Source organism: Pseudomonas fragi, assembly GCF_025426255.1.
GTDB lineage: Bacteria > Pseudomonadota > Gammaproteobacteria > Pseudomonadales > Pseudomonadaceae > Aquipseudomonas > Aquipseudomonas kulmbachensis.
In genome coordinates, this window is sequence record NZ_CP104861.1 from 2,065,545 (window position 1) to 2,077,839 (window position 12,295).

A 12,295-nucleotide genomic window follows, 5' to 3' on the forward strand; every position below is an offset into this window, starting at 1 on the left:
GAGTGAAATCCCATGACAACTTCTTACAAACGTTTGGACAAGGACAATGCCGCCGTTTTGTTGGTGGATCACCAGGCGGGCTTGCTGTCGCTGGTAAGGGATATAGATCCGGACAAGTTCAAAAATAACGTGCTGGCGCTGGCCGATCTGGCCAAATACTTCAACTTGCCAACCATTTTGACCACCAGTTTCGAAACCGGCCCCAATGGCCCACTGGTGCCCGAGCTGAAGGCCTTGTTCCCGGAGGCGCCGTATATCGCTCGTCCCGGTCAGATCAATGCCTGGGATAACGAAGACTTCGTCAAGGCGGTCAAGGCCACCGGCAAGAAACAACTGATCATTGCTGGAGTCGTGACGGAAGTGTGTGTGGCGTTCCCGGCACTGTCCGCATTGGCTGAAGGCTTTGAGGTGTTTGTGGTGACGGATGCTTCCGGTACGTTTAACGAGATCACCCGGAATTCGGCCTGGGACCGGATGTCGTCTTCAGGGGCGCAATTGATGACCTGGTTCGGCCTGGCCTGTGAGCTGCATCGCGACTGGCGCAATGACGTTGAAGGCCTGGGTGCGTTGTTCTCCAACCACATCCCGGATTACCGCAACCTGATCACCAGCTACAGCACCTTGACCGCTGGCAAATAAACGATAGGTGCACGCGAACTCGGAGCAGTTGCCGAGGGCCGCAAGCGGCTACAGAGATACTTCAACCGTGGCAACGAGCCTGCTCGCGAGATCATTCGCGAGCAGGCTCGTTCCCATATGTGGCTTGGCCTGTAACAGAGTCGCTACAGGTTTTGAGCGATGCTCACACCCGCTCGAAAATCACCGCTATGCCTTGACCGCCGCCGATGCACATGGTCGCCAGTGCGTAGCGGCCCTGTATGCGGTGCAGTTCGTGGATGGCCTTGGTGGCGATGATCGCACCCGTGGCGCCTACCGGATGGCCAAGGGCAATCCCCGATCCGTTGGGGTTGACCTTGGCCGGGTCCATGTCCAGTTCCTGCATTACAGCGCACGCTTGGGCGGCGAAGGCGATATTGGCTTCGATAACGTCCATGTCTTCGATCTTCAATCCCGCCCGTTTCAGCGCCAGCCGCGTCGCTGGTATTGGCCCCAAACCCATCAGTTCAGGCTCTACCCCGGCATGGGCATAGGCCACGAGCCGCGCCATGGGCGCAAGGTTGCCAGCTTGAACCGCAGCGCCACTGGCCAATACCAGCGCCGCTGCACCGTCATTGAGCCCCGAGGCATTGCCTGCGGTCACGCTGCCGTCCTTTTTGAACGCCGGTTTCATCTGCGCCAGCTGTTCCAGGGTGGTGGCCCGTGGGTGTTCGTCCTGACTGAACAGCACGCTGCCTTTACGGCTGCGTACCTCGACTGCGGCGATCTGGCTGTTGAAGTAGCCCTGGGCGATGGCCCGGGCTGCACGCTGCTGATCTTCAAACGCCAAGGCATCCTGGGTCTGACGGCTGATGCTGTTGCGCTCGGCGATGTTCTCGGCGGTGATGCCCATATGAATGCCGTGGAACGGGTCGTGCAGAATGCCAAGCATGTAATCGAGCATCTGCGCATCTCCCATGCGCGCACCCCAGCGGGCTGCTGGCAGCAGGTACGGGCCGCGGCTCATGGCTTCGGCACCGGCGCCAATGGCGAACTCGGCGTCGCCGAGCATTAGCGTATGGGCGGCCGAAATAATCGCCTGCAAGCCCGAACCGCACAGGCGATTGACATTGTAGGCCGGGGTTTCCTTGGGAATCGCGGCGTTGATCGCGGCGACTCGCGCCAGATAGGCGTCCTGGGGCTCGGTCGGGATCACGTTGCCCATTACCACGTGGCCGATGCGCTTCGGGTCGACCTTGCTTGTCAGCAGCGCAGCTTTTAGCGCGGTGGTAGCCAGATCGGCCAAGGGTACGTCCCTGAGTGCACCACCAAAGGTGCCGATGGCCGTGCGCTGGGCGCTGAGGATGAATATTTCAGAAGCTTGCATGGCGGGTCCTTATTGTTTTATTGGGCCAAATGAGCGGGATTATTTCACCAGAATACGGGGTTGTGAGTCGTCCGTTTGAGGTGCAAGCGTATCGACCTGGCTATCGAGCAGTGTCATGAAAGCATGGGCGGCATTGGACAAGGTGCGTTCGGTATGCACGATGTAACCCAACTGCCGGGTCAACTGGATACCGGGCAAGGTGATCGAGGCCACTTGTTCGTCAAGCATGGTGCGCGGCAGCACGCTCCAGGCCAGGCCAATGGAGACCATCATCTTGATGGTCTCCAGGTAGTTGGTGCTCATGGCGATATTGGGCGTCAGGCCCTGGGCTTCAAACAGGCGATGGACAATATGGTGGGTAAAGGTGTTGCCGCCGGGGAACACTGCCGGATGGCGCGCAATATCGGCCATGCTGACGGCCTTTTGCCGGGTCAGGCTGTGCTCCGGGGCGACCACGAAATCCAGCGGGTCGTCCCATACCGGCACGGCACGGATCAGCGAGTGAGGCTCAGGCGCCAGGGTGATCACAGCCAGTTCGGCGCGGCCATGCAGAATTTCGTCGTAGGCTACTTCTGAATCGAGAAACTGGATATCCAGCGCGACCTTGGGGTAAGTGCGGGTGAATTCACGCAGTAAAGGTGGCAAACGGTGTAGGCCGATGTGATGACTGGTGGCCAGAGTCAGGCGCCCGCTGACCTCGCCATTGAGGTTGTTCAGCGCCCGGCGGGTGTCATCCAGAACGTTGAGAATCTGATAGGCCCGCGGCAGCAAGGCTCGGCCCGCCTCGGTCAGGCTGACCTCACGCCCCAGCCGGTCGAACAGCCGGAGCTTGAGTTGCTGCTCGATGCTGGCGATGCGTTTACTGATGGCGGGCTGGGTCAAAAACAGCCGTTCGGCGGCCCCGGAGAAGCTTCCGGTTTCAGCAATGGCGATAAAAGCATTGAGATTCGCGAGATCCATCTATTCGAATTCCTGTTGGTTATCCAAAGCATGAAAATTATGAATTTGAGTTATTCACTGTAACGCCATAGGATCGACCTCACAAGCCAAGTGGTTATTGGCACAGAAAAGTAGCTGATGAGGAAACCGTCTGATGGCCGGCAAAACGCTCTACGACAAGCTCTGGGATTCGCATTTGGTCAAGCAGCGCGACGATGGCTCGGCGCTGATCTACATCGACCGTCATATCATTCACGAAGTGACGTCGCCGCAAGCCTTTGAAGGCCTGCGTCTGGCCGGGCGCAAGCCTTGGCGCATCGATGCCAACATCGCGACCCCGGACCACAACGTACCGACCACGCCAGAGCGCAAGGGCGGGATCGAAGCGATTGCTGACGAGGTTTCCCGTCTGCAGGTGCAAACCCTGGACGATAACTGTGACGAGTACGGCATCACAGAATTCAAGATGAATGACGTGCGTCAGGGCATCGTTCACGTGATCGGCCCGGAGCAGGGCGCGACCTTGCCGGGCATGACCGTGGTGTGTGGCGACTCGCACACCTCGACCCACGGTGCTTTCGGCGCATTGGCCCACGGCATCGGCACTTCCGAGGTTGAGCATGTGCTCGCTACGCAGTGCCTGGTGGCGAAAAAAATGAAGAACATGCTGGTGTCGGTTGAAGGGCAATTGCCGTTCGGCGTGACCGCCAAGGACATCGTACTGGCAGTGATCGGCAAGATCGGCACTGCAGGTGGCAATGGTCACGCCATTGAATTCGCAGGCAGCGCGATTCGCGAGTTGTCGGTTGAAGGCCGCATGACCATTTGCAACATGTCCATCGAGGCGGGCGCCCGTGTGGGGCTGGTGGCGGCGGATCAGAAGACTGTCGACTACGTAAAGGGTCGCCCATTTTCGCCAAAAGGCGCCGAATGGGACTTGGCAGTCGAAGCCTGGAAAGACCTGGTGTCCGATAGTGACGCCAAGTTTGACAGCGTAGTTGAACTCGACGCCGCACAGATCAAACCGCAAGTCAGCTGGGGCACTTCGCCCGAGATGGTCCTGGCGGTTGATCAGAACGTGCCGGACCCGGCGCAGGAAGCTGATCTGGTCAAGCGCGGTTCGATTGAGCGTGCGTTGAAGTACATGGGGTTGACTGCCAACCAGGCGATTACCGATATCCAGCTGGATCGCGTGTTTATCGGCTCGTGCACCAACTCGCGGATCGAAGATCTGCGCGCTGCAGCGGTAATTGCCAAGGGCCGCAAAGTAGCCTCCACCATCAAGCAGGCGATTGTGGTGCCGGGTTCGGGGCTGGTTAAAGCCCAGGCCGAAGCGGAAGGGCTGGACAAGATTTTCCTCGAGGCCGGTTTTGAATGGCGCGAGCCAGGTTGCTCGATGTGTTTGGCGATGAACCCGGACCGTCTGGAGTCCGGCGAGCATTGTGCATCGACCTCCAACCGCAACTTCGAAGGCCGTCAGGGCGCAGGTGGCCGTACTCACCTGGTGAGCCCGGCAATGGCCGCCGCCGCCGCTGTGAACGGTCGTTTTATCGACGTCCGCGAATTGATCTAAGGAGCGCAGCATGAAAGCTTTTACTCAGCACACGGGTTTGGTCGCTCCTTTGGATCGCGCCAACGTCGACACTGACCAAATCATTCCCAAGCAGTTTTTGAAGTCGATCAAGCGCACCGGCTTTGGCCCTAACCTGTTTGATGAATGGCGCTATCTGGATGTGGGGCAGCCGTATCAGGACAACTCCAAGCGCCCGTTGAACAAGGATTTCGTGCTCAACGCCGAGCGTTATCAGGGTGCCAGCGTGTTGCTGGCCCGTGAAAACTTCGGTTGTGGTTCCAGCCGTGAGCACGCGCCCTGGGCGTTGGAAGAGTACGGCTTTCGCAGCATCATCGCGCCGAGTTATGCCGACATCTTCTTCAATAACAGTTTTAAAAACGGTCTGTTGCCGATCATCTTGAGTGACTCGGAACTGGATGAGTTGTTCGCCCAGGTAGAAGCCGAGCCGGGTTACCAGCTCAGTATCGACCTTGAAGCGCAGACAGTGACCCGCCCGGATGGCAAGGTGCTGAGCTTCGAGATCGATGCGTTTCGCAAGCACTGCCTGCTCAATGGTCTGGACGATATTGGCCTGACCTTGCAGGACGATGTGGCGATTGCCGCCTTTGAAAGCAAGCACCGTGCAAGCCAGCCGTGGTTGTTTCGCGACGCGTGATTGCATTAGATCTTCGTAGCAGCTGCCGCAGGCTGCGTCCGGCGACGCAGTCGTCGTGAAGTCAGAGAATGCGTTTTTTCAGGCTTTACGATTGCTTCGCAACCGAACGTAGCCTGCGGCAACTGCTACAGGTATGGCGCCACTCTTGGAAAGGACATCATCATGACCAGCACCGCCCAGCACAGTCAGGTTGTACAAAAGCAGTTCGGCGAGCAGGCTGCGGCCTATCTGAGTAGTGCCGTGCATGCGCAAGGCACTGAGTTCGGGCTGCTAAAGGCCGAATTGACCGGCAAGTCCCAGGCGCGTGTTCTTGATCTGGGGTGTGGCGCGGGTCATGTGAGCTTTCACGTTGCCGCGCTGGTTAAAGACGTGGTGGCCTACGACCTGTCGCAGCAGATGCTCGATGTCGTGAGCGCAGCGGCAATCGATCGTGAGCTGGGCAATATCAGCACCGTCTGCGGTGCCGCCGAGCGCCTGCCGTTCGCCGATGGTGAGTTCGATTACGTGCTGAGCCGCTATTCGGCGCACCACTGGAGCGATCTGGGCCTGGCCCTGCGTGAAGTGCGCCGGGTGCTTAAACCGGGCGGTGTGGCGGCGTTTATCGATGTGATTTCTCCAGGCAGCCCGCTGTTCGACACCTATCTGCAAAGTGTCGAGGTGCTGCGCGACACCAGCCATGTGCGTGATTATTCGACCGCCGAGTGGCTGCGCCAGGTGAGTGAGGCCGGTTTGCATACGCGCAGCACACAGCGTCAGCGTTTGCGTTTAGAGTTCAGCTCCTGGATCGAGCGTATGCGTACGCCGCAGGTCATGAGTGCCGCCATTCGCCAGTTGCAACAGTCGATGGGCGCGGAAGTTCGCGATTATTTTGAAGTTGAAGCCGATGGCTCTTTCAGCACCGATGTGCTGGTGCTTTGGGCTGAGAAGTAACCCTAAAAATTTCAGGATGCGCCTGCGGGGGCATCAAAAGACAAGAAAGAGGAACCCATGAGCAAGCAGATTCTGATTCTCCCAGGCGACGGTATTGGTCCGGAAATCATGGCCGAAGCGGTCAAGGTGCTGGCGTTGGCCAACGACAAGTTCAAGCTGAACTTCGAGCTGACCCATGATCTGATCGGCGGCGCGGCCATCGACAAGCATGGTGTACCACTGGCTGACGAAACCCTGGAGCGCGCCCGCGCTGCCGACGCTGTCTTGCTGGGTGCTGTGGGTGGTCCGAAATGGGACAAGATCGATCGTGATATCCGTCCTGAGCGCGGCCTGCTGAAAATCCGTGCGCAATTGGGCCTGTTCGGCAACTTGCGTCCGGCGATTTTGTATCCGCAACTGGCCGACGCGTCGAGCCTCAAGCCTGAAATCGTCGCGGGCCTGGATATCCTGATCGTCCGTGAATTGACTGGCGGCATCTATTTCGGCGCTCCACGCGGCACCCGCGAATTGGAAAACGGTGAGCGTCAGGCCTATGACACCCTGCCGTACAGCGAAAGCGAGATCCGTCGCATCGCCCGTGTCGGTTTCGACATGGCCCGTGTACGAGGCAAAAAGCTGTGCTCGGTAGACAAGGCCAACGTACTGGCGTCCAGCCAACTGTGGCGTGAAGTGGTCGAGCAAGTGGCCAAGGACTACCCGGACGTCGAACTGAGCCACATGTACGTCGACAACGCCGCCATGCAACTGGTGCGTGCACCGAAACAATTCGACGTGATCGTGACCGAGAACATGTTCGGTGACATCCTGTCCGACCAGGCTTCGATGCTCACCGGCTCCATCGGCATGCTGCCGTCGGCGTCGCTGGACACCAACAACAAGGGTATGTACGAGCCGTGCCACGGTTCGGCGCCGGATATCGCAGGGCAGGGCATTGCCAACCCGCTGGCGACCATTCTGTCGGTGTCGATGATGCTGCGTTACAGCTTCAACCAGACCGCCGCTGCCGATGCCATTGAGCAGGCAGTGAGCCTGGTTCTGGACCAAGGCTTGCGTACGGGTGACATCTGGTCGACGGGTTGCACCAAGGTCGGAACACAGGAAATGGGCAACGCAGTAGTCGCGGCGCTGCAGAATCTGTAATCTCTCGGGCCCGTTACTTCCTGTTGGTGGAAGTAACGACCCCACTTTTTGTTAAAGGTGTAGTTGCGATGAAACGTGTAGGTCTGGTCGGTTGGCGCGGTATGGTTGGTTCCGTGCTCATGCAGCGGATGCTGGAAGAGCAGGATTTCGATCTTATTGAGCCGGTGTTTTTCACTACTTCCAATGTCGGTGGACAAGGTCCGTCCGTGGGTAAGGATATTGCCCCGCTCAAGGACGCTTACAACATTGAAGAGCTGAAAACCCTTGATGTGATCCTGACCTGCCAGGGCGGCGACTACACCTCTGAGGTGTTCCCGAAGCTGCGTGAAGCAGGCTGGCAAGGTTACTGGATCGATGCGGCGTCGACCCTGCGGATGCAGGATGACGCGGTCATTGTTCTGGACCCGGTCAACCGTAAGGTGATTGACCAACAGCTGGATGCGGGCACCAAGAACTACATCGGCGGCAACTGCACGGTCAGCCTGATGCTGATGGGCCTGGGCGGTCTGTTTGAAGCCGGTCTGGTGGAATGGATGAGTGCCATGACCTATCAGGCGGCCTCGGGTGCCGGCGCGCAGAACATGCGTGAACTGATCAAGCAAATGGGTGCTACCCATGCAGCCGTTGCAGATCAACTGGCTGACCCTGCCAGCGCCATCCTCGACATCGACCGTCGTGTGGCTGAAGCCATGCGCAGCGATGCGTACCCGACCGAGAACTTCGGCGTGCCACTGGCTGGCAGCTTGATCCCGTGGATCGACAAAGAGCTGCCAAACGGTCAGAGCCGCGAAGAGTGGAAGGCGCAAGCAGAAACCAACAAGATCCTGGGTCGTTTCAAAAACCCGGTTCCGGTGGATGGTATCTGCGTACGTATCGGCGCGATGCGTTGCCACAGCCAGGCATTGACCATCAAGCTGAACAAGGATGTGCCAATCGCTGATATCGAAGACTTGATCAGCCAGCACAATCCTTGGGTCAAGCTGGTGCCGAATCAGCGTGAAGCCAGCATCCAGGAGCTGAGCCCGACTAAAGTGACTGGCACCCTGAATGTGCCGGTCGGCCGTCTGCGCAAGCTGAACATGGGTTCGCAGTTCCTCGGTGCCTTCACCGTGGGCGACCAGTTGCTATGGGGCGCGGCAGAGCCGTTGCGCCGCATGCTGCGGATCTTGCTGGAGCGTTAACCCGCCCCCGGCAGCCCAGGGCCCGCCTCTCGCAAGAGAGGCGGGCTTTTTATTGGATTATCAGGTGGCAATTAACCGTAGCAGCTGCCGAGGAACGAAGGCTGCGTCCGGCGACGCAGTCGTCGTAAAGCCTGAGCCTACGGTCTACCTGTTAAACCGCGTACACAGGTTTTACGATTGCTTCGCAATCGGACGCAGCCATCGTTCCTCGGCAGCTGCTACGAGTCGTCATCAGTCATCAAATATGCCGGTTGCGTTGCCTACCGAGGTTGTGCCCGGTACAGTGCCGCTCCCCACGTTTCGCCTGAGGTAGACACATGAGCCAGTCCTTTGATATCGCCGTCGTTGGCGCCACCGGCACTGTCGGCGAAACCATCGTACAAATTCTGGAAGAGCGCAATTTTCCGACAGCGGATTTGCACTTGTTGGCCAGCAGCGAGTCAGCTGGACATTCGGTGCCTTTTCGCGGCAAAAACGTAAGAGTGCGTGAAGTCGATGCATTCGACTTCAGCAAAGTGCAGCTGGTGTTCTTTGCCGCAGGCCCAGCCGTGACCTTGAGCTTTGCCGCCAAGGCCAGCGTAGCTGGCTGCATCGTTATCGACTTGTCCGGAGCATTGCCTTCGGCCCAGGCGCCGCAGGTGGTGCCCGAGGCTAATTCGCAAGTACTGGAAGGTTTGAAAAAACCGCTACAAGTCAGCAGCCCAAGCCCTTCAGCCACAGCCCTGGCAGTGGCGCTGGCCCCTTTGCGCGGCTTGCTGGATATGCAATATGTCAGTGTGACCGCGTGCCTCGCGGTATCTGCTCAAGGCCGTGAAGCGGTTTCCGAACTGGCGCGTCAAACCACTGCGTTGTTGAATTTGCATCCGCTGGAGACCCACTTTTTTGATCGCCAGATGGCTTTTAACCTGTTGGCACAAGTTGGCAAGTCAGACGCTCAAGGCCATGTGCCGCTGGAAAAACGCCTGGTGACTGAGCTGCGCGAAGTGCTGGGCATGCCAGCGCTGAAAATATCGGCCACTTGTATTCAAGCACCGGTGTTTTTTGGCGATAGCTTTAGTGTGTCTGTGCAGTTGGCCGGGCCGGTGGACCTGGATGCGGTCAATGCCGCACTTGAAGCGGGCGACGGTATCGAGCTGGTTGAAGACGGAGATTACCCTACTGCGGTTGGAGATGCGGTCGGCCAAGACGTGGTGTACGTCGGGCGGGTGCGCCATGGTGTGGACGACACGTCGCAGCTCAACCTGTGGCTGACCTCGGATAACGTGCGTAAAGGTGCTGCGCTGAACGCAGTGCAGTTGGCTGAGTTGTTGATAAAAGACCAGCTGTAAAAGATACTTGGCGCCAATTTGTAGCAGGTTGTCACAGGGTTCCAGTGCCGGTCATCGCAGTTAAGCTGCTGTCAGGGCTTGCAGGTTTAAAGGGGTGATGTGTCTGGCGGCAAAGCCCCGGACCATGCCTTCAGGCAGCAGCTATGCAGGTCTCGTGGGACGAGGTCTGTACCAAAAAGGAAGAGGCTATGGTTCAGGTTCGCAAATTAGTGTTAGCAATCGCCGCCGCTTCGGCGCTGTCATCCGGCATGGCGCAGGCGCTTGAGCTCGGGGAGCTGACCCTTAAGTCGACTCGCAACCAGCCGCTGCTGGCGGAAATCGAGTTGCTCGACGTCAAGGATCTGACTGCCGCGCAAGTTGTGCCGAGCCTGGCCGCGCCACAGGAATTCAGCAAGGCAGGCGTGCCGCGTCCGGCATTTCTGGATGATCTGCATTTCACTCCGGTGATCAATGCCAACGGCAAGAGCGTGCTGCGCGTTACTTCCAGTCAGCCGCTGTCCGAACCTTTCGTGAAATTCCTGGTGCAGGTGATGTGGCCAAACGGCCGCTTGATGCGCGACTACAGCGTGTTGTTCGATCCTGCAAAGTTCTCGCCCCAGACGGCCGCTGCGGCAACATCGGCATCTGCCGAGCCTGCGCAATACACCACTTCGTCCCGTGACACCCTATGGGAAATTGCAGCGAAGGCCCGCAATGGCGGCTCGGTGCAGCAGACCATGCTGGCGATCCAGGCCCTGAACCCCGACGCCTTTATCAACGGCAATATCAACCGTCTTAAAACCGGCCAGGTGCTGCGCCTGCCGGATGCTTCGCAAAGCGCCCAATTGCCTCAGGCCAAGGCCGTTAGCGAAGTCGCATCACAGAATGCCGACTGGCGCAGTGGGCGTCGTACCGTACCGCTGGCTCAACAGCTGGATGCAACCGGTCGCAAGTCCGCGTTGCCGCCTGCTGCCAAAACCACGACTCAGGATGGCTTGAGTCTGGTTTCGGGCCAGGCTGGCAAAGGTGCTGCCGGGGACGCCAAAAGTGTCAGCGACAAACTGGCAATGGCCCAGGAGGGCCTGGATACCAGTCGCCGTGAAAATGCCGAGCTGCAAAGCCGGATGAAAGATTTGCAAAGCCAATTGGACAAATTGCAGCGCCTGATCGAATTGAAAAACGATCGGTTGGCCAAGCTTGAGGCCGAAAGTGCAGTGCCTGCGATAGCGGCGCCTGGCATACAGCCTGCAGATTCGCCTGAAGCCGATATTGCCCCGGCAGTCGAGGGCGCGCCTGCTACCGCTGTAGCGCCAAGCCCAGTCGAAAATGACGTGACGCCAAGCTCCGAACGAAAAATTCAGGATCTGCTGGGTAGCCCGCTATTGCTCGGACTGGTCGGTGGCGGGGCAGTCTTGCTGCTGCTCTTGTTGCTGTTGTTGGCCCGTCGTCGCAAAGCTCAGCAGGCAGCGCTAAAGCATGCGCGAATGGCCCGTGAACTCGAAGATGAGTCCGACTTTGCGGTTGATCTGGACATGCCGCAAAGCAGTTTTGAAGGGTTGGAAACGCCGGCGCGCAACGTCAAGCTTGAGTCGGCTCCGGCTCCGGCTCCAGTGCCAGTGCCTGTGGTTGAACCCGTAGCGCCCGTTGTCGCGGCGGTATCATTGACCAAACCTGCTGCCGAGGTGTTGGAGCAGGCCGAGAAGCTGATCGAACAGCGCCAGTTGCCTGAGGCCGCAGCGCTGCTTGAAGCGGCGTTGGAGCAAGCGCCGCAGCGCAGTGATTTGCGCCTCAAGCTGATGCAGGTCTATGGCGAGCAGGGCGAGCGTGATGCGTTTGTCGCGCAGGAGCGTCAACTGGTTGCCAATGGCAAAAATCACGCGCAGGTCGAGCAGCTCAAAAAGCGCTACCCGGGCATGGTTGTGGCTGCGGCAGCGGGCATTGCCACGGCGGCAGTTGCTACACAGCTGCAAGCACAGTTCGTTCAGGAAATGATGCGTGACGATCGCGAGGTCGAAGCAGAACCTGAGCGGGTGGTACCGGTTGAAGAATTTGATCACGATTTTGATCTGAGTCTCGATGAGCTTGAAGAGGCTTCACCTGCCGTGTTGTCCGCGGACTTGAATCTCGGCAAGCCGGCCGCCGACAGCTTTGAGGCCGTGCTTGAACAACAGGCCGAGGTTCAGGCCGCTCGCGAAGAAGTGACGGACTTCGATCTGGACCTGCCTGCGGACTTCGATTTGTCCCTGGCTGACGAGAGCGCCCCTGTGAGTGCGGCGCCGGACAGCTTTTCGCTGGAGCTGGACAAGGTCAATGCCGAGCTGCAGCGCTTGTCGCAAAGCCTTGAGCAGCCGTCGCTGGCTGAGCCTTTTGCCGATGATGAGCCTGAATTCGACTTCCTGTCGGGTGCCGATGAAACAGCCACCAAGCTGGATCTGGCACAGGCCTATATCGACATGGGCGATGACGAAGGCGCGCGGGATATCCTGACCGAAGTCATGGAGGAGGGTAATGCCCAGCAGCAGGCTGAAGCGCTGGAAATGCTGTCGCGGTTGACCTGATGCAGCACTTGTAGCAGCTGCCGTAGGA

General features: G+C 58.7%; 10 protein-coding genes. 8 read left to right on the forward strand and 2 right to left on the reverse strand.

Annotated elements, in window-relative coordinates; translation table 11 throughout:
* Positions 1-12 precede the first annotated feature (12 nt).
* Complete coding sequence (gene ycaC / locus N7D90_RS09450; protein ID WP_261741911.1) at positions 13-639, forward strand: isochorismate family cysteine hydrolase YcaC; 627 nt, start codon at positions 13-15, stop codon at positions 637-639.
* A gap of 163 nt (positions 640-802) precedes the next feature.
* On the opposite strand, the gene N7D90_RS09455 is transcribed toward ycaC, so the two are convergent.
* Complete coding sequence (locus N7D90_RS09455; RefSeq protein ID WP_261741912.1) at positions 803-1,984, reverse strand: acetyl-CoA C-acyltransferase family protein; 1,182 nt, start codon at positions 1,982-1,984, stop codon at positions 803-805.
* Positions 1,985-2,023: 39 nt separating this feature from the next.
* Complete coding sequence (locus N7D90_RS09460; RefSeq protein WP_261741913.1) at positions 2,024-2,944, reverse strand: LysR family transcriptional regulator; 921 nt, start codon at positions 2,942-2,944, stop codon at positions 2,024-2,026.
* 133 nt (positions 2,945-3,077) lie between these two features.
* On the opposite strand from N7D90_RS09460, the gene leuC reads away from it, so the two are divergent.
* The 7 genes from leuC (at position 3,078) to N7D90_RS09495 (ending at position 12,267) form a co-directional block, all read left to right on the forward strand.
* Complete coding sequence (leuC, locus tag N7D90_RS09465; RefSeq protein WP_261741914.1) at positions 3,078-4,496, forward strand: 3-isopropylmalate dehydratase large subunit; 1,419 nt, start codon at positions 3,078-3,080, stop codon at positions 4,494-4,496.
* A gap of 10 nt (positions 4,497-4,506) precedes the next feature.
* On the forward strand, positions 4,507-5,151 hold the full coding sequence (leuD, locus tag N7D90_RS09470) for a 3-isopropylmalate dehydratase small subunit (RefSeq protein ID WP_261741915.1): 645 nt from the start codon (positions 4,507-4,509) through the stop codon (positions 5,149-5,151).
* A 162-nt stretch (positions 5,152-5,313) separates the two neighbouring features.
* Positions 5,314-6,081, forward strand: a complete 768-nt coding sequence (locus tag N7D90_RS09475; RefSeq protein ID WP_261741916.1) for a class I SAM-dependent methyltransferase — start codon at positions 5,314-5,316, stop codon at positions 6,079-6,081.
* Positions 6,082-6,138: 57 nt separating this feature from the next.
* The gene (leuB, locus tag N7D90_RS09480) at positions 6,139-7,221 is read left to right on the forward strand and encodes a 3-isopropylmalate dehydrogenase (RefSeq protein WP_261741917.1); all 1,083 of its coding nucleotides are present in this window, start codon (positions 6,139-6,141) and stop codon (positions 7,219-7,221) included.
* A gap of 68 nt (positions 7,222-7,289) precedes the next feature.
* On the forward strand, positions 7,290-8,402 hold the full coding sequence (gene asd, locus N7D90_RS09485) for an aspartate-semialdehyde dehydrogenase (protein WP_261741918.1): 1,113 nt from the start codon (positions 7,290-7,292) through the stop codon (positions 8,400-8,402).
* Between the two features lie 317 nt (positions 8,403-8,719).
* Positions 8,720-9,730, forward strand: a complete 1,011-nt coding sequence (locus N7D90_RS09490; protein WP_261741919.1) for an aspartate-semialdehyde dehydrogenase — start codon at positions 8,720-8,722, stop codon at positions 9,728-9,730.
* 188 nt (positions 9,731-9,918) lie between these two features.
* Entirely contained in the window at positions 9,919-12,267 is a 2,349-nt protein-coding gene (locus tag N7D90_RS09495; protein WP_261741920.1) for a FimV/HubP family polar landmark protein, read from the forward strand.
* Positions 12,268-12,295 lie beyond the last annotated feature (28 nt).

Excerpts from the sequence above, each read along its gene's own strand:
- leuC (WP_261741914.1), top strand. The coding sequence starts at position 3,078 with ATGGCCGGCAAAACGCTCTACGACAAGCTCTGGGATTCGCATTTGGTC.
- ycaC (WP_261741911.1), top strand. The coding sequence starts at position 13 with ATGACAACTTCTTACAAACGTTTGGACAAGGACAATGCCGCCGTTTTG.
- leuB (WP_261741917.1), top strand. The coding sequence starts at position 6,139 with ATGAGCAAGCAGATTCTGATTCTCCCAGGCGACGGTATTGGTCCGGAA.
- N7D90_RS09455 (WP_261741912.1), bottom strand. The coding sequence starts at position 1,984 with ATGCAAGCTTCTGAAATATTCATCCTCAGCGCCCAGCGCACGGCCATC.
- N7D90_RS09495 (WP_261741920.1), top strand. The coding sequence starts at position 9,919 with ATGGTTCAGGTTCGCAAATTAGTGTTAGCAATCGCCGCCGCTTCGGCG.
- leuD (WP_261741915.1), top strand. The coding sequence starts at position 4,507 with ATGAAAGCTTTTACTCAGCACACGGGTTTGGTCGCTCCTTTGGATCGC.
- N7D90_RS09475 (WP_261741916.1), top strand. The coding sequence starts at position 5,314 with ATGACCAGCACCGCCCAGCACAGTCAGGTTGTACAAAAGCAGTTCGGC.
- asd (WP_261741918.1), top strand. The coding sequence starts at position 7,290 with ATGAAACGTGTAGGTCTGGTCGGTTGGCGCGGTATGGTTGGTTCCGTG.
- N7D90_RS09490 (WP_261741919.1), top strand. The coding sequence starts at position 8,720 with ATGAGCCAGTCCTTTGATATCGCCGTCGTTGGCGCCACCGGCACTGTC.
- N7D90_RS09460 (WP_261741913.1), bottom strand. The coding sequence starts at position 2,944 with ATGGATCTCGCGAATCTCAATGCTTTTATCGCCATTGCTGAAACCGGA.